At 65.7% G+C, this 16203-nt stretch carries 20 protein-coding genes; 11 read left to right on the top strand and 9 right to left on the bottom strand.

Features of this window, described 5'->3' with window-relative positions:
* Nucleotides 1-221: 221 nt before the first annotated feature.
* The 8 genes from AB7Z56_RS25430 to AB7Z56_RS25465 all read left to right on the top strand — a co-directional run bounded on the left by AB7Z56_RS25430 (nucleotide 222) and on the right by AB7Z56_RS25465 (nucleotide 5452).
* Nucleotides 222-932, top strand: a complete 711-nt coding sequence (locus AB7Z56_RS25430) for a Crp/Fnr family transcriptional regulator (RefSeq protein WP_354131204.1) — start codon at nucleotides 222-224, stop codon at nucleotides 930-932.
* Between the two features lie 48 nt (nucleotides 933-980).
* Entirely contained in the window at nucleotides 981-1196 is a 216-nt protein-coding gene (locus AB7Z56_RS25435) for a DUF6894 family protein (RefSeq protein ID WP_063983687.1), read from the top strand.
* A gap of 106 nt (nucleotides 1197-1302) precedes the next feature.
* Nucleotides 1303-1494, top strand: a complete 192-nt coding sequence (locus tag AB7Z56_RS25440) for a hypothetical protein (RefSeq protein ID WP_354131203.1) — start codon at nucleotides 1303-1305, stop codon at nucleotides 1492-1494.
* Between the two features lie 36 nt (nucleotides 1495-1530).
* Nucleotides 1531-1707: a hypothetical protein gene (locus AB7Z56_RS25445; protein WP_354131202.1), complete on the top strand. Its 177-nt coding sequence runs from the start codon at nucleotides 1531-1533 to the stop codon at nucleotides 1705-1707.
* Between the two features lie 60 nt (nucleotides 1708-1767).
* Nucleotides 1768-1989, top strand: a complete 222-nt coding sequence (locus AB7Z56_RS25450) for a hypothetical protein (protein ID WP_354131201.1) — start codon at nucleotides 1768-1770, stop codon at nucleotides 1987-1989.
* A gap of 176 nt (nucleotides 1990-2165) precedes the next feature.
* Nucleotides 2166-3512 (top strand): caspase family protein, encoded by a 1347-nt coding sequence (locus AB7Z56_RS25455; RefSeq protein ID WP_247311389.1) that lies wholly within the window; start codon nucleotides 2166-2168, stop codon nucleotides 3510-3512.
* 28 nt (nucleotides 3513-3540) lie between these two features.
* A complete protein-coding gene (locus AB7Z56_RS25460; protein ID WP_063983692.1) occupies nucleotides 3541-4053 on the top strand; it encodes a hypothetical protein in 513 nt (170 codons plus the stop codon).
* A gap of 151 nt (nucleotides 4054-4204) precedes the next feature.
* A complete protein-coding gene (locus tag AB7Z56_RS25465; RefSeq protein ID WP_354131200.1) occupies nucleotides 4205-5452 on the top strand; it encodes a hypothetical protein in 1248 nt (415 codons plus the stop codon).
* On the opposite strand, the gene gmk is transcribed toward AB7Z56_RS25465, so the two are convergent.
* The 9 genes from gmk to AB7Z56_RS25510 form a co-directional block, all read right to left on the bottom strand.
* Nucleotides 5385-6044: a guanylate kinase gene (gmk, locus tag AB7Z56_RS25470; RefSeq protein ID WP_071914659.1), complete on the bottom strand. Its 660-nt coding sequence runs from the start codon at nucleotides 6042-6044 to the stop codon at nucleotides 5385-5387. The genes AB7Z56_RS25465 and gmk overlap by 68 nt on opposite strands.
* Nucleotides 6045-6047: 3 nt before the next feature.
* A complete protein-coding gene (locus AB7Z56_RS25475; RefSeq protein ID WP_063983695.1) occupies nucleotides 6048-6935 on the bottom strand; it encodes a YicC/YloC family endoribonuclease in 888 nt (295 codons plus the stop codon).
* 116 nt (nucleotides 6936-7051) lie between these two features.
* Complete coding sequence (gene mltG / locus AB7Z56_RS25480) at nucleotides 7052-8329, bottom strand: endolytic transglycosylase MltG (protein WP_354131198.1); 1278 nt, start codon at nucleotides 8327-8329, stop codon at nucleotides 7052-7054.
* 125 nt (nucleotides 8330-8454) lie between these two features.
* A complete protein-coding gene (gene fabF / locus AB7Z56_RS25485; RefSeq protein ID WP_354131197.1) occupies nucleotides 8455-9720 on the bottom strand; it encodes a beta-ketoacyl-ACP synthase II in 1266 nt (421 codons plus the stop codon).
* A 108-nt stretch (nucleotides 9721-9828) separates the two neighbouring features.
* Nucleotides 9829-10068 (bottom strand): acyl carrier protein, encoded by a 240-nt coding sequence (locus AB7Z56_RS25490; protein ID WP_008130699.1) that lies wholly within the window; start codon nucleotides 10066-10068, stop codon nucleotides 9829-9831.
* A 307-nt stretch (nucleotides 10069-10375) separates the two neighbouring features.
* Complete coding sequence (gene fabG / locus AB7Z56_RS25495) at nucleotides 10376-11113, bottom strand: 3-oxoacyl-[acyl-carrier-protein] reductase (RefSeq protein ID WP_028147729.1); 738 nt, start codon at nucleotides 11111-11113, stop codon at nucleotides 10376-10378.
* Nucleotides 11114-11125: 12 nt separating this feature from the next.
* On the bottom strand, nucleotides 11126-12085 hold the full coding sequence (fabD, locus tag AB7Z56_RS25500; protein WP_354131196.1) for an ACP S-malonyltransferase: 960 nt from the start codon (nucleotides 12083-12085) through the stop codon (nucleotides 11126-11128).
* Between the two features lie 172 nt (nucleotides 12086-12257).
* Nucleotides 12258-13283, bottom strand: coding sequence for a fatty acid desaturase family protein (locus tag AB7Z56_RS25505; protein ID WP_354131195.1), 1026 nt, complete (start codon nucleotides 13281-13283; stop codon nucleotides 12258-12260).
* Between the two features lie 3 nt (nucleotides 13284-13286).
* Nucleotides 13287-13991, bottom strand: a complete 705-nt coding sequence (locus AB7Z56_RS25510; protein WP_354131194.1) for a TetR/AcrR family transcriptional regulator C-terminal domain-containing protein — start codon at nucleotides 13989-13991, stop codon at nucleotides 13287-13289.
* A 344-nt stretch (nucleotides 13992-14335) separates the two neighbouring features.
* Here AB7Z56_RS25510 and rpsF point away from each other — a divergent pair, with 344 nt between their 5' ends.
* The 3 genes from rpsF (at nucleotide 14336) to AB7Z56_RS25525 (ending at nucleotide 16193) form a co-directional block, all read left to right on the top strand.
* On the top strand, nucleotides 14336-14842 hold the full coding sequence (gene rpsF / locus AB7Z56_RS25515) for a 30S ribosomal protein S6 (protein ID WP_014495806.1): 507 nt from the start codon (nucleotides 14336-14338) through the stop codon (nucleotides 14840-14842).
* Nucleotides 14843-14847: 5 nt separating this feature from the next.
* Complete coding sequence (gene rpsR / locus AB7Z56_RS25520; protein ID WP_007592020.1) at nucleotides 14848-15087, top strand: 30S ribosomal protein S18; 240 nt, start codon at nucleotides 14848-14850, stop codon at nucleotides 15085-15087.
* A gap of 128 nt (nucleotides 15088-15215) precedes the next feature.
* Nucleotides 15216-16193 (top strand): hypothetical protein, encoded by a 978-nt coding sequence (locus AB7Z56_RS25525; RefSeq protein WP_063983701.1) that lies wholly within the window; start codon nucleotides 15216-15218, stop codon nucleotides 16191-16193.
* Nucleotides 16194-16203: the final 10 nt, after the last annotated feature.

Raw genomic sequence — 16203 nt, forward strand, 5'->3', positions numbered from 1 at the left:
CGCTGGCTCATTTGGAGATTCCGTAGTTCTCCGGATGAGAACAAAGTTCGCAGCGTGTCCTGCGGGCAACGCCGGACGGCGCGACGCCTCGCTGCTGCGAACTTTTCGGTTTCCCGCAAACACTTGTGTTCACTTTGGAACTGTCGGTTCCTGCGCGGAAACGTAGGGTTTTTCCTGGAGACGCCGATTCCCGGCCAACGAAGAGCCCAGAGACAAGAAGAGTGACCGGCCGGCCCAGGAACGATCTGCTGCGAAGGCTCAGCGCCCAGGATTTCGAGCTGCTCGCGCCGCACCTGCAATCGGTCGAGGTCGCCGCGAACCACGTTCTGCATCACGCCGGCGACGGCATCTCCGTCGTCCACTTCCCCTGCGGCCCTGCGTTCGTGTCGTTCGCGGTGCCGGTTGAGGATGACCGCGAGGTCGAAAGTCTCCTGGTGGGCCGCGAGGGCGGGGTCGGTCTTTCCGCAGGCCGCAGCCCATCGCCGGCCTTTTCCCGCGTCGTCGTGAAGGTCGGCGGCACGCTGGTCCGCCTGCCGCTGCGCGCGCTCGAGCAGGCGCAGCAGCGATCGCCCAGCATGCAGGAGATTTTTTCGCGCTACGCGGCCTGCCAGTTCGCACAGCTGCTCCAGACAGCGGCCTGCAACGCGGCGCATTCGATCGAGCAACGCGCGGCCAAATGGATCATCGCGGCCCGAGAGCATATCGGCAGCGACGAAATCCGCCTCACCCATGAGCAGCTCGCCGGCATGCTCGGCGTCTCCCGCAGCTATGCCAGCCGCGTCATCCAGACCTTCAAGGCCAGGCGCATCCTCGCGCCCCGCCGCGGTGCCATCCTGATTCTCGATGCGCCGGCACTCGAGACAAGCGCCTGCACCTGCAACGGTGCGGTGAAGAAGCACTTTCGCGAAGTGCTGGGACGCGCGGCGGGCTAGAACGATCCGCGCAGCCGGAACATATTCGCGTGGCCCGCATTGCCCGACATGGCGCGCTACTTCTTTCATTTCGAGGGCCAGCAACCTCACACCGACACGACCGGTGAAACGCTCCTCGACGACGATGCCGCCTGGCGCGAAGCCGTCCGCCTCTCCCGCGACGTCGAGCATGCGCTGCGCCCCGGCGACAGCTGGACGCTCAGCGTGTTTGACGGAAGCGAGCCGGTCTTCGTGCTCGCAATGGTGACACGGCGGTTTCGCTGACAGCCCTTCCCGTCGCCTCCGCACCGATCACATCAGACCACCAATTGGAACGCCGCGAATGTCCCATGCGTTGGCATCTCGTGAGGCAACGACGGAGTCAAAGCCCATGACGAAGCCGCTGACGAAAACGGTCAAGCCTGTTCCCGCGGAGAACCAGAGCCACAAGGGTTCCGGCAGCACGCCGTCAATTCCGCTCGACACCACCAAGGGCCATCGCGACGACGAGAAGCAGAACATTCGCGAGCAGGCCGAGCACGGCAACATCACCCAGAACACCACGAACAGGCGCATGGGATAGTCAGGACCAGGGGGAACGAAGAGAGGAGACACGAACTTGGTCAATCTCGGCAAGTGGTACGATCCGATATCCGAGCGCTGGATCGCACCACGTGAATCACGACTGGAGGAAAAGTCCTCTCATGCAAGCGAGAACCACGTCCTTGAGCTGCAGCGGACCATCGAAGTTCAGCGCATCTGGCGCGCACTTGTCGATTGCTGCGCCCGCGACTGATGCTCTTGCGTGCACGCCGCGGCGGAGTAACCGCCGCCGGCCGCGCCGTTGTAACCCTGCATGAACGATCCCGCATCACCCGCAGGGCCCGTCGCAACCGCGATATGCTATCTGTCTATCATCGTTGGCTGCGCCTGCCTGCTGCTGGCCGCAATCTGCATCGCCATCGCCTGTCAGGTCTTCATCCAGACCGGCGTGTTCGCGCAGTCCTACGCGATGGTGGGGCTGATCGGCACTGCGCTGGGATGTCTGGCGCTGACGCTGGCGCGGGTCTGGAAGTAAACACCGATCCATCCCTCATCATTCCGGCGTGCGTGGCCCGGGATAAGCCCGGGCATGACGGCCTGTAACGCTCCCATGCGATTGCCCTGCACAGAATGTCGCACCGCTTTTCGCCGGCGCGCCGGGCTGGTAGATTGGCGTCATTGCCGTGAAGAATTTTCGCTTTGGGGGTTTTCATGCGCGCGAGGATTTTCAATCGCGTCGTGGGGCTGGCGGCGCTGGCCGCAGCCCTGCTTATCGCCGGGGCGGCGCCGGCCTCGGCCGAGAAGCGCATTGCGCTGGTCGTCGGCAACTCCGCCTACAAGAACATCACGCCGCTCGACAATCCGTCCAAGGACGCGAGCCTGATGGCGGAGACGCTTGCCGCACTCGGCTTCACGCTGGTCGGCGGGCGCGCCCAGCTCGATCTCGACAAGGGCGCAATGGACATCGCGGTGCAGAGCTTTGGCCGGCAGGTCCAGGGCGCCGACGTCGCGCTGTTCTATTATGCCGGTCACGGCGTGCAGGTCGCCGGCTCCAACTATCTCGTGCCTGTCGGCGCCAATCCGACGCGCGAGGCCGATGTCGATTTCCAGATGACCGACGTCAACCTCGTGCTGCGGCAGATGCAGGGATCGGGCACGCGCCTCAACCTCGTGATCCTCGACGCCTGCCGCAACAACCCGTTTGGCTCGCGCGGCCTGCGATCCTCCGACGGCGGCCTTGCGCAGATGCGCGCGCCGGAGGGCACGCTGATCTCCTACGCGACGCAGCCCGGCAACGTCGCGCAGGACGGCAGCGACGGCCACAGCCCCTACACCAAGGCGCTGGCGGCGACGGTCCGGACCGCGGGCCTCGACGTGTTCCAGACCTTCAACCAGGTCGGCCTCGCCGTGAAGCGCGCCACGTCAGGCGCGCAGCAGCCCTGGGTGTCATCCTCGCCGATCGACGGCACCTTCTATTTCGTGCCGCCGACGCAAAGCCCGCCGCCGCAGGTCGCCGCGATGCAGCCCGATCCGCTGCCGGCGGATCGGCTGCGCGCCGATCCCGATCGCGTGCCGCTGCGCGATGCCGCGCTGCTGAGCGAATTGAGCGAGCGGCTCTACGAGCTCAATTTCGATCCTGACACGCCCGATGGACTGACCCGTGCGATCACCAAGCTCCAGCAGCGGATCTCGATGGCGCCGACGGGCGAGGCAACCGAAGGCCTGCTGCTGCGGATGCGCAAGATGGAGGATCTGAAGCCGTGGGGCTCGATCGTGTACGGTCCCGACAGCAGCAAATGGGGCATATCGTGGAACCACGCCTCGCGGCGCGCGGCGGTGGCGGATGCGCGCGGCAATTGCGCCGGCGCCAAATGTCCGATCGAGCTCTCCTTCTACGGCAACCGCTGCGGCGCGTTCGCGATATCAGACAAGTCCTGGTCGCTGGTCCAGCGCGACAGCATCCAGCACGCCAGGGATGCCGCGCTTGACGAATGCGGCAAGGCTGGCAAAGCTTGCCGCATTATCGGATCCGTCTGCGCCGACGGCTCCGGCCGCTGATACCTTTTTCATTTCGGATTGTTTCCTCATGCCCAATGCCGTCGTCCGTACGATCGCCCTTGCGTCCCTCCTCAACCTCGCCCTCGCCTCGTCGTCCGCCTTCGCGCAGTCCGGCAGCGCCGGCGGCTCGATCGGCAACGACGAAAAGTCGCTGTCCGGCTCGCGCCAGGATACTTCTTCAGGCCGCTCGGCCGAACCGGCCGCGCCCTCACGCCGGAGCAAGCCGGCGACCGAGGAACGCTCGTCGCCTCGGCGAAGCGGAGGTGGCGGTGGAGGTGGCGGCGGTGGTTTCGACGGTGCCTGGGCGGTCGTCAGCGTTGGTTGCGGCGGCAGCACGAGCGGCGCTGTCGTCGTGAGCTCGGGCAAGATCATCGGCGAAGGCGTTCGCGGAACCGTCAGCACGGGCGGCTCGGTCAGCACGTTCGGCCAGGGCCAAGGCGTGACCTTTACCAGCACGGGCCGGCTCTCGGGCCGCAGTGGTTCCGGAACGTGGCGCCGCTCCGACGGCTGCGGCGGAACCTGGAGTTCGGCGAAGCAATAGCCCTCGAAAACGCCTGAATTCGCGGCGGAACGAACGCCGCGCAGGCCCGATTCAAGCCACATCCTCTCCGGATTTGCGGCTCATTGCCACCCAAGTCTTTGATGACAAAGGGAAGGTAAAGAGTTGCGTTATGCGTAATCGGGAGACCAGGATGGGCAACCGCACCGCGAAGTTCATATCTGCGCTTGTCGGCAGCATCATCGCCGGCGCACCACTGGCCGCCGTGTCGCAGAATGCGCCGGAGGCAACGAGCTCGGCAAATGCCGCCAGCGACTGCCTCGCCTCGCCAAAGGGCGTCGCGCCGCAGGGGCAGCATTGGTACTATCGCCTGGAGCGCGGGAGCAAGCGGCAATGCTGGTATTTGCGCGCCGAAGGCAGCAAGGACAGCGCCAAGGCCGTGCAGGCCGCGCAGGCTGCGCCCGATGCACCGACGGCAGATTCAGCAGCGCCGCCGCAGCAGCACCCAGTGCAGGACGCACGCGCCGAATATCTGACGCCGCAGGGCAATACCGCGCCGACGACGCCGAATGCGCCCGCACCAGCGAAACCGGCGCCGATGCAACAAGCTGCCACTCCCTCCGCTGACAGCAACGCGCAGCAGCCCCCGGTCGCCACGCGCTGGCCCGATGCCTCCGCCGCGGCTCCGTCGCCCGCACCGCAGGCTGCGCCCGCTCCTGTCGCCTCGCCTGCGCCGCCGAGCGCGAAGCCGTCAAAATCCCCTGCCCCGGTCACGCTTGCCGCGGCAGATGCCACCACCGATAAAGCGACCGGCTCGCTCCAGACGCTGCTGCTCGTGATCGGTGGCGCGCTGGCGCTCGCCGGCCTCCTCGCCAGCATCATCTATCGCTTCGCAGGCGGACGACGCGTCCGCGTCCAGGATCGTCGCGTTAATTGGGACAATCGGGAGCCGCACGACGACGGCCGCGCACCCTGGCTCGAGGCGATGCCGACTGCCGCGCCGCGCGCGCAGCAGCCGCGCCCGGTGGATTTCGATGCCGCCCGTCCCCAGGCGGCCGCGCGTCCCCAAGCTGCCCAGCGCGAAGCCGCACAGCCCAAGGCCGCGCAGCTCAAGGCGATCGATCACGCGATCGATGCCGTCGATCAGCGGGCGCCCCAAGCCAGCAACGAGGTCGCAGAGCTCGACGAGGCCAACATGTTCAACGGAGAGTTCGAGATCGAGGCATCGGCCCCCCGGCTCGCGGCCAACGACATTAATGGCAAAGAGTCGGCCAATCGCGATGACGATCTGCAGATCGAGGACGCCGTCGACGTCGACGTGATCACGGCGATGCTGGAACGGCTGGCGCAGGAAGGACCGCGTCTCGCGAAGCCTAACCTTGAAGCTGGCCTTGCAAACCTCGTACGAAACCAACGAGGCCAGTCCGCCGCTCGCGCTTGAGGCGCTCGGCCTTCAGGATCGACTGCACCTCGGCAAACGCCTCGTCGACCGCGTGGTTGATGACGATGTAGTCGTACTCGGCCCAGTGGCTCATCTCGTGGCTGGCGCGGCTCATGCGCTTGCGGATCACCTCGTCGGAATCCTGCGCGCGCGAATGCAGCCGCTTCTCGAGATCGGCGGCCGAGGGCGGCAAGATGAACACGCTGACAACGTCCGCGCGCGCCTTCTCGCGGAGCTGCTGCGTGCCCTGCCAATCGATGTCGAACAGCACGTCTTGCCCGGCCGACAGCGCCGCCTCGACCGGCGCACGCGGCGTGCCGTAGCTGTTGTCGAACACCGTCGCCCATTCCAGCAGCTCGTCGCCCTTCACCATCGCGTCGAACCTGGCCTTGTCGACGAACAGGTAGTCGCGGCCGTCGACCTCGCCGGGCCGCATCGCCCGCGTGGTCGCGGAGACCGACATGCGAAGGCCGGGCATGCGGTCGATCAGTAGACGCGACAGCGTCGTCTTGCCCGCGCCCGACGGCGAGGACAGCACGAACATCAATCCACGCCGCTCGACACCGTCAGTTCCGTGCCCGCCCGCCGTCATCGATCACTCCAGATTCTGGACCTGTTCGCGGAATTGCTCGACCACGTTCTTCATGGCCAGGCCCGTATTGGTCAGCTCGATATCGTTCGACTTCGAGCAGCAGGTGTTGACCTCGCGGTGAAACTCCTGCGCCAGGAAGTCGAGCTTGCGGCCGATCGGGCCGCCCTTGCCGATCAGCTCGCGCGCCTGTGCGATGTGGGAGGCGATGCGGTCGAGCTCCTCGCGGATGTCGGCCCTGGTGGCGATCAGGATCGCCTCCTGCATCAGGCGGTCGGAATCGAAACGGTCGGAAGTGTCGAGCAGGGTTGCGATCTGCTCGGCGAGTCTCGCCTTGATCGCCTCGGGCTTGCGGCCGGGCGCGGCTTCCGCCTTCCTCGCCAGCACCTCGACCTCGTCGACCCGCTGGGTCAGGATCTGCCCGAGCGATGTGCCCTCGCGCTTGCGCATCTCGACGAGATCGGCGAGCGCCTTGTCGAAGGCCTCCGCAGCCGCGGCACGCGCGGCCTTGTCCTCCTCCTCGTCACCCTCGGGCTCGGCGACCTCGACGACGCCCTTGATGGCGAGCAGGCCGTCGACGCTCGGCGCGACCGCATCGACCTTGCCGGCGATCATCGCGGCCGCCTTCAGGACGGCATTGAGCACGTCCTCGTTGACGCGGACGGAAGCTGCGGCGTTGGCGCGCTTGACGTTGAGATTGGCGTAGACGGTGCCGCGCGACAAAAGCTCGCCGGCGCGCTTCTTGGCGTGGGCCTCAAGCTCGTCGAACCCCTGCGGCAACCGCACCCTGAGGTCAAAGCCCTTGGCGTTGACCGACTTCAATTCCCATTCGAACGTATACGGCCCGCTAGCGCCGTGGCTTCGGGCAAAGCCGGTCATGGACGACAGCGCCATCAGGTCAATTTCTCCGGAAACTCAGGATTCGCGAGGCCCATCAGGCCACGCGAATCTTAAGACTATTTTGCAGGAAAGTGGAATCCGCAAAGTCCCGCAGGCAGGTCTGCGCGAACCTAGCGCTGGACCACCGGCGGCGACGGCTGCACCGCGCCCTGGCGGGCGGGCGCGGGACCAGCGGGGCGAGCGGCTGGCGGCTTTTTCTGCTGATTGGGCCGCGTCGGCGTGGTCGCGGTCGGCGGATCCGCGGCAGCGCCGGGCGCGGCGGCTGCCGGCGGCTGCGCATCCTCGACCGGCTCGACCGTGTCGTTCTGGATCTGCTTCTCCATCGCGCGCAGCTTGGCGACGTTCTTCTGGTGCGCGTCGTAGGTTTCGGTGAAGGCATGCCCGCCGGTGCCGTCGGCGACGAAATAGAAGTCGCGGGTGCGGGCCGGGTTGGCGGTGGCTTCCAGCGAGGCGCGGCCGGGGTTGGAGATCGGGCCGGGCGGCAGTCCCTCGATCACATAGGTGTTGTAGGGCGAAGGCTGCGTGATCTCGCTGCGCTTGATCGGTCGGCCGAGCGTACCCTTGCCGCCGACAAGCCCATAGATGATGGTCGGATCGGACTGCAGCTTGATTTTCTGCTTCAGCCGGTTGGCGAATACGGCAGCGACACGGCTGCGCTCGTCCGGCTTGCCGGTCTCCTTCTCGACGATCGAGGCCAGCGTCACCAGTTGCTCCGGCGACTTCACCGGAATGTCCTGGCTGCGACGCTCCCAGATCTCGGCCAGCACACGCTTGTGCGCCTGTTGCATGCGCTGGATCACCTGATCGCGCGGGGTCCCGCGCGGGAACTTGTAGGTCTCTGGCAGCAGCGTGCCCTCACGCGGCAATTCGCGGACGCTGCCGGTGAAGATGTCGTTGTCGGACAGGCGCGCCACGATCTGCTCGGAGGTCAGGCCTTCCGGGATCGTGACGGAATGCTGCACCACCTTGCCCTCGACGATGGTGGCGATGACGTCGCGCAAGGAGGCGTTCTTCTGGAACGAATATTCACCCGGCTTGAGGTCCGAGCTCGCCTTCAGCGCGGCGACGCTGGCGATGAACACCCACGGATTGACGTCGGCCACGCCTTCCCGGTTCAGCGTCTCGGCGATGTCGCGCTTGCCGGCCCGCTGCGGGATGTTGACGATCTTGTCTTCCTTCAGCGGCCCCGGCGCCTCGAGCAATTGCCGGCCGTAGTAGTAGACGCCGCCGGCGCCCAGCATGGCGATCAGCAGAAGGGTGATGATGGCGTTGCCGACGATCACGAAGGGATTGCGCGCCCGGTCCGATCGCCTCGGCGGCGGCGGAACCTGCTCGGGCTCCAGCGCTGCCCGCGGACTCCGGGGCGAAATGGGCGGCCTTTCACTCATCGAAGCAACCTGAATCCTGCCGGTTCAATCGCGGCCAGACAATCGCTTGTCGAGCCAATGCACGCGCCCACGGGGTATGACTATCGCTGAATACGGCAAAACGGTGGATTCGTTTCAAACGCAAACTAATGAACCAGGCGGCGGAAGATCACCGACGCGTTGGTACCGCCAAAACCGAAAGAATTCGACAACGCGACGTTGACCTCGCGCTGCTTCGCAATGTGCGGCACGAGATCGATCGCAGTCTCGACCGACGGATTGTCCAGATTGATGGTCGGCGGCACGACATTATCGCGAATCGCGAGAATGGCGAAGATCGCCTCGATCGCGCCGGCGGCACCGAGGAGATGGCCGGTCGAGGATTTGGTCGAGGACATCGCGACCTTGGAAGCGGCGTTGCCGAGCAGCCGCTCGACCGCACCGAGCTCGATCTCGTCGCCGAGCGGTGTCGAGGTGCCGTGGGCGTTGATGTAGTCGAGATCGGATGCCGTGAGGCCGGCGCGCTTGAGTGCTGCCGACATGCTGCGGAAGCCGCCATCGCCATCGGGCGACGGCGAGGTGATGTGATAGGCATCGCCCGAAAGACCGTAGCCGATCACCTCGGCGTAGATCTTGGCGCCGCGGCGCTGAGCGTGCTCGAGTTCTTCCAGGACGAGGACGCCGGCGCCCTCGCCCATCACGAAGCCGTCGCGGTCCTTATCGTAGGGACGCGATGCCTTCTCGGGCGTTTCGTTGAAGCCGGTCGAGAGCGCGCGCGCGGCGTTGAAGCCGGCAATGCCGATCCGGCTGATCGGCGACTCGGCGCCACCGGCAACCATGACGTCGGCATCGGCCAGCGCAATCAGACGGGCGGCGTCGCCCACCGCATGTGCACCGGTCGAGCAGGCCGTGACCACCGAATGGTTCGGCCCCTTCAGGCCGTGCGCGATCGAGACGTAGCCGGAAGCAAGATTGATGAGGCGGCCCGGAATGAAGAACGGCGACACCCGGCGCGGTCCGCGCTCCTTCAGGAGGATCGCGGTTTCGGCAATGCCGGTGAGGCCGCCGATGCCGGAACCGATCATGGTGCCGGTCGCACACTTGTCCTCTTCGGTCTCGGGATGCCAGTTGGCATCATCGAGCGCCTGGCCGGCTGCGGCCATGCCGAAGATGATGAAGTCGTCGACCTTGCGCTGGTCCTTCGGCTCCATCCAGGTATCGGGATTGAAAGTATCGTTCGTGCCGTCGCCGCGCACGACGGTGCAGGCGTATTTGGTCTGAAGATCGGAGACATCGAAGCTCTCGATCCTGCGTGCGCCGCTTTCGCCGTTGAGGATGCGTTTCCAGGTCGGTTCGACGCCGCAGCCGAGCGGCGACACCATGCCGAGACCAGTGACGACAACCCGCCTCATATTCGAAAACTCCGCATCGAAAGATTCACGGCCAATAACAAGAAACCGGCTGACCGCTGGTCAGCGGCCCGTCCGGTTTCAATGTTGTCCCCGCGAAAATGAAGAGCCTTAGCTCTTCGCGTTCTTCTCGAGAAACTTCGTGGCGTCGCCGACGGTGAGAATCGTTTCCGCGGCGTCGTCCGGAATCTCGCAACCGAATTCTTCTTCGAACGCCATCACCAGTTCGACGGTGTCCAGACTGTCGGCGCCGAGGTCGTCGATGAAGCTCGCAGCGTCGACAACCTTCTCGGGTTCAACACCAAGGTGTTCGACCACGATCTTCTTAACCCGCTCGCCAATGTCACTCATTGCATAACCTCGTGTTGTTCCCTGTAGACCCGACCCCCCGGGACGATACGAGCCGTCGTGGTCGTTGACTGCCTTCGCTTACGTACTTTGATTGGCCCCATCTTAACCGATGCAGGCCCGGCGAGACGGCCAAGGCTCCGCATCGCCAATATACAGGGTTTCAAAAACCTGCAATGGCGTTCTTTGCCCATCCGTTGAGCGTCCGGTTATCATACTTCAACTGCCTTGACTACAAGCCTCATTTCGCACCGGAAACGGCCGTTTGCCGCACTCCGCACCGCCCTTGTGGGCAGTGCGGAAGGAGACGTCAGATCATGGCCATGCCGCCGTTGACGTGGATGGTTTGTCCCGTGACGTAGGCCGCTTCGTTCGAACTCAGGTAGACGGCGGCGGCTGCGATGTCCTCCGGCGTCCCCAGGCGGGCAGCCGGAACCTTGGCCAGAATCGTCTCGCGCTGCTTGTCGTTGAGCGCATCGGTCATCGGCGTCTTGATGAAGCCCGGAGCGATGCAGTTCGCGGTCACGCCGCGCTTGGCGTATTCGGCACCGAGCGTCTTGATCATGCCGATCAGGCCGGCCTTCGATGCCGTGTAGTTGCCCTGCCCGGGATTGCCGGTGACGCCGACGATCGACGTGATGGCAATGATACGGCCGAAGCGCTTGCGCATCATCAGCTTGGTCGCGGCGCGCGCCAGGCGGAAGGTCGAGGTCAGATTGATGTTGATGACCTCCTCCCAGTCCTCGTCACGGAGCTGGACGAAGAGATTGTCGCGGGTGATGCCGGCATTGGCGACGAGAATGTCGACCTGCCCCATCGCGGCTTCCGCAGCGGGCACCAGCGCCTCGACCTCGTCGGCCTTGGAGAGATTGCAGGGCAGCACGTGGGTACGCTCGCCGAGCTTGCCGGCAAGCTCATCCAGCACTTCCTTGCGCGTTCCGGAAATCGCAACGGTAGCACCCTGCGCGTGCAGCGCCTGCGCGATCGCGCCGCCGATGCCGCCGGTCGCGCCGGTGACGAGCGCCTTTTTGCCAGTCAGGTCGAACATTGAAAAACTCCTCTAGGCCTGCTTCGCAGCGGCCAATGCATCCTTGGCAGCGGCAATGTCGTTGGGACCACCGACCGACACGCCGACGGCGCCGTCCGCAATGCGCTTGACGAGACCAGACAGCACCTTGCCGGCGCCGATCTCGAAGAAGCGGTTGACGCCCTGGCCTGCCATATAGGCAACCGACTCGCGCCAGCGCACCGTGCCGGTGACTTGCTCGACCAGGCGGCGACGGATCTCGTCGGGATCGCTGATGGCGCTGGCCAGCACGTTCGACACCAGCGGCGCCGCCGGCGCCTTGATCGTGACCTTCGCCAGCGCCTCCGCCATGGCGTCGGCGGCGGGCTGCATCAACTTGCAATGGAACGGTGCGGACACCGGCAGCAGCATTGCGCGCTTGGCACCCTTGGTCTTGGCAATCTCGACGGCGCGATCGACCGCAGCCTTGTCGCCGGAGACGACAACCTGCCCGCCGCCATTGTCGTTGGCGGCCTGGCAGACCTGGCCCTGTGCCGCCTCGCCTGCGACCTCCATGGCGGCCTCGTAGTCGAGACCTAGGAGAGCGGCCATCGCACCGGCGCCGACCGGAACGGCTTTTTGCATTGCGAGACCGCGGGTGCGAAGCAACCGCGCGGTATCCGAGATCGTCAGGCTGCCGGCCGCAGCCAGCGCCGAATATTCACCGAGCGAGTGGCCGGCGACGAAGGCCGCGTCCCGTCCCACGGAAAACCCGGCTTCGGCCTCCAGCACGCGCAGGGTGGCGACAGATACCGCCATCAGCGCCGGCTGGGCGTTCTCTGTAAGCTGGAGCGTTTCTGCAGGACCATCCCAGATGATCGCCGTCAGCTTCTCCCCAAGCGCGGCATCGACCTCGTCGAACACGGCGCGCGCCAACGGAAAGGCGTCGGCCAGGGCCTTGCCCATGCCAACCGCCTGGGACCCCTGCCCTGGAAATGTGAATGCTGCCGTCATCGGCGCTCCCTGCTTGTCGGGCGTGATCCCTGCGAGAACCGGCAGCCGATGACGCACGGCCTTAGGCCATGGTTCCGGATCATGCTACAAAGGGGGCCGTAGACACTGTCCGGGGCCGGAATGTCAAGCCAAGATAGGAACTTCGCCCGGGATTCAACGGGGAACGCTGGCCCTAGAATCCACCATTGGTCTGATTGGCGTCGACCGCCGCCCCTGCCTGCGCGCGGCGCGCGCTGTTCACGAGTTGCCCCGGCCGGTCATCCCGGTCCGGCTTCGCGGTCGCGAGCCGCAGCACCGCGGCGTAGCCCGGCTGCACCTCCATGCGGCCGGCGTGCCGGCTCGCACTCAGCAGGCGATGCACCTTCGGCAGATTGTAGCAGGGCACGTAGAACAGGAGATGATGCTCGAGGTGATAGTTCACGTAGTACGGCGCGATGAACAGCCGCTCGAGGAAATTCGCATGCGTGGTGCGGGTGTTGCGCAAGGGATCGCTACTGTCGGGCACGACGGCGTGCTCGGCGATGTTGCGGATGCGGGTGATGACCATCATCCAGGTCAACAGCGGCACCAGCCATAGCAGCGGATAGGCCCACCACACGCCGGCTGCCGCGAGCGCTGCGAACATCGCGGCATTGGCGAGGCATTGCGGGCCGAGTTTCTCCCAGAAATGCGCAGCACGCTGCCGCAACGTCCAGTCCTTCGGCCCGAGCGCATTGAGCAGTTGCGCCTTGCGCTGCTGGTAGCCGGTCTGCCCGGTGATGTCGCGAATGAACTTGCGGCGATAGCTCAGCTTGGTGATCGGAAACGGCGCCGACAGCACGAGATCGGGGTCGTCCTCCTGCTGGGTGCGCGCGTGATGCTGAAGGTGATAGCGCCGATAGCTGCGCGTCTCCGCGAAGAGAGGATAGGCGCAGAACCATTGGCTCAGGGTCAGATTGGTCTTCTCGTCAGCGGACAGGCAGCCATGCGCGCCGTCGTGCATCAGGATCGCGAGCCCGAGCTGGCGCGAACCGATGATGGCAACGGCGAGAATGTAGGTGATCGGGTTGGGCCACCACGCGACCAAAGCGATCGCGGCGACAATGAGTGCCCAGGCGTGGGCGATCAGCGCGACGCCTTTCCAGGTCACGCGCTGGCGCACGTCGGCGAGCTGGTCGTCGGTCAGGAAATCGCGGGCACGCATGCGAAGTGCAGTCATGGCCTAACCCTCCTCATTCGAATTGCCAGATGCGTCGCGCTCGTCGACCAGACGGAGGCGCGCCGTGTCGCTGGCTGATTTCGCCTGCTCGCCGAGCACACGCAGCATCTCGGCGCATAATTCATCCGGCGACCGGCCCATCGCGTATCCCTCGAGAATGACGCCGACGGCGACGGCCCAGAACCGCCGCGAGCTTTCGTCGGGCGCACGCAGGGAGCGCCAGCCGTGCCGCGCGACCTGGCTCGCATAGGCGCGTGCGCCTTCACCGTGCAGGCGCTCGATGGTGCGCTCGACCAGCGGCGCAAGATCCTGGCGCCGCCGGGTCAACGTCAGCGCCTCGGCGAAGAAGGCGACCGAATCGCTCGCAGTCACGGTCTCGGCCAGCGCACGGGTGTAGTCGCGCGGCGTGCGCGCTTTCAGCGCCGCCTGCTCCGTCGCCCGCGCCAGATACAGCAGCTCGCGGCAGGCGCATTCGACGAACAGCGCCTCCTTGGTGCGGAAGTAATAGGTGATCTGGCTCGGGAACGCGTCCGCGGCGGCGGCGATGTCGGTGATGGCCGTGCCGGACAGCCCCCGCTCCCTGAACAGCGGGCTCGCCGCATCCAGCAGCAGCGACCGCATCTTGCGGCCGGCCGAACGTGTAGCCCGGGCAGCATGCTTGGGGTCGCCAGCCGCCTCTAACGGCTCATGGACCGACTTTTCCGCCATTGGGGTCCTCTGCGTTGCTTTATTTGTATGCTATACAAACAAATAAATCAAGCTGGTATGGTCCGCGAGGACCGGTCCCGCTGCCCGCACCGGAACCATCCGGGGCCGAAAGCACGGCCTCCAACCTTGCAAAGCCGGCCAAAATCCGTATAAGCGCGCCATCCGCAGACCCGGCCGGGAGCTGAACGGACGGTCTCAGCAAATCATTCGTGATTTTGGTGTGGCAGGGCCAGTCGGCCCGTCGTCCCGTGTTTCCGCCTTCTGAGCTTAATCCCAGAGTCCTTTCCGAAGGCCTCTTAAGGGCTTGACGCCGGGCGATGCGCCAACATGAGGAAAGGACCATTATGGCTCTCTATGAGCATGTTTTTCTCGCGCGCCAAGACGCGAGCACGCAGCAGGTCGAAGAGCTGACTGCGCAGATGACCGGCATCGTCGAGGGTCTCGGCGGCAAGGTGACCAAGACCGAGAATTGGGGCGTTCGCTCCCTCACCTACCGCATGAACAAGAACCGCAAGGCGCACTTCGTGCTGCTCAACATCGACGCGCCGTCCGCGGCGATCGCCGAGATCGAGCGCCAGGAGCGCATCAGCGAAGACGTGATCCGCTATCTCAGCGTCCGCGTCGAGGAGCTCGAGGAAGGCCCGTCGGCGATGATGCGCAAGGCTGACCGTGACCGCGAGCGTGACGACCGTGGCGGCGGCTTCCGCGGCGATCGTGAAGGCGGTGGCTTCCGTGGCGACCGCGAGGGTGGTTTCCGTGGCGGCGATCGCGACGGTGGTGGCTTCCGCGGTGACCGCGGTCCGCGCCGTCCGCGCGACGAAGCTGAAACGACAACGCCGGATGCGGAGTAAGATCAATGGCTGAAGCTGGTGCACGCCGTCCGTTTTTCCGTCGTCGCAAGAGCTGCCCGTTCACGGGCGCAAATGCTCCGAAGATCGACTACAAGGACTCCAAGCTCTTGATGCGCTACGTTTCCGAGCGCGGCAAGATCGTGCCGAGCCGCATCACCGCGGTGTCGGCCAAGAAGCAGCGTGAGCTCGCCCGCGCCATCAAGCGCGCGCGCTTCCTGGGCCTGCTGCCCTACGTCATTCGCTAAGACGAATTCGGCCGGCGGCGACATCGCCGCCGGCCGCGCTTTTTTGGTTTCATAAGGCTTCCGGGTCGTCCGGTCGCCGATGGTTGGGGCAAGATGCCTCTAACCGCTCGAAGGGAGCGGGACAGCTGATGATGACTCTTGGACTGATAGCTCTGATCGCCGGCGCTGCGTCGGCCCTGATGTTCGCCTCGATCGTATCGGGCGCGCTGATCTCGCTCGTCCTGTTCTATCTCGCACCGCTGCCGCTGATGGTCGCCTCGATCGGCTGGGGCCCGCTTTGCGCGAGCCTCGGCGGCATCGCAGCTGCGATCGGCCTCGGGGCCCTGTTCGGCCTGCCCTACTGCATCGCCTTTGCCGTGACCGTCGCGCTGCCCGCGTGGTGGCTCGGCCATCTCGTCCTGCTCAGCCGGCGGGTTGGACCCGTCGCGCCGGAAGCCACCACCGAGCCGCCGGCCGAGCCCGAGCTCGAATGGTATCCGGTCGGTCGCATCCTGCTGTGGATCGCGGGCTTCGCCGCGCTGACCACGATCGCCGCCCTGCTCACCCTCGGCACCGACGCCGAGACCATCACCGGCACGCTGCGGCGCGGCTTGATGCGCCTGCTCCGCACCGCCGACCCGCAGACGTCAGGCGAAGCCGGTCAGTTCGTCGACGCGCTGGTGCTGATCGCTCCGGCCGCCGCCACCATCGTCGCGATGATGACGCTCACCCTCAATCTCTGGCTCAGCGGCAAGATAACGGCGACATCGGGCCGCCTGCTGCGTCCGTGGCCGGACATGATGACGGCCGAGCTGCCGCCGATGACGCTGGTGGCGCTCTGCATTGCGCTCGCGTTCTGCTTCACCGGCGGGTTGCTCGCGATGGTCGCGCAGATCACGACGGCGGCGCTGATGATGGGCTATGCGCTGACCGGATTTGCCGTGCTGCATACGCTGACGCTGGCGCTGAAGAGCCGCACCTTCTGGCTCGGTTCGACCTATGCCGTCGTCGTGGTGTTCGGCTGGCCCGTCATCGCGATGGTGATCCTCGGCCTCGCGGATGCCGTGTTCGGCTTCCGCGAGCGCTTCCTGCGCAGCCGCCAGCCACCGCCGCTGCCAACCTCTTAAGTTCAACCCC

The organism is Bradyrhizobium sp. 482_C4_N1_8 (assembly GCF_052075965.1).
Lineage (GTDB): Bacteria > Pseudomonadota > Alphaproteobacteria > Rhizobiales > Xanthobacteraceae > Bradyrhizobium > Bradyrhizobium barranii.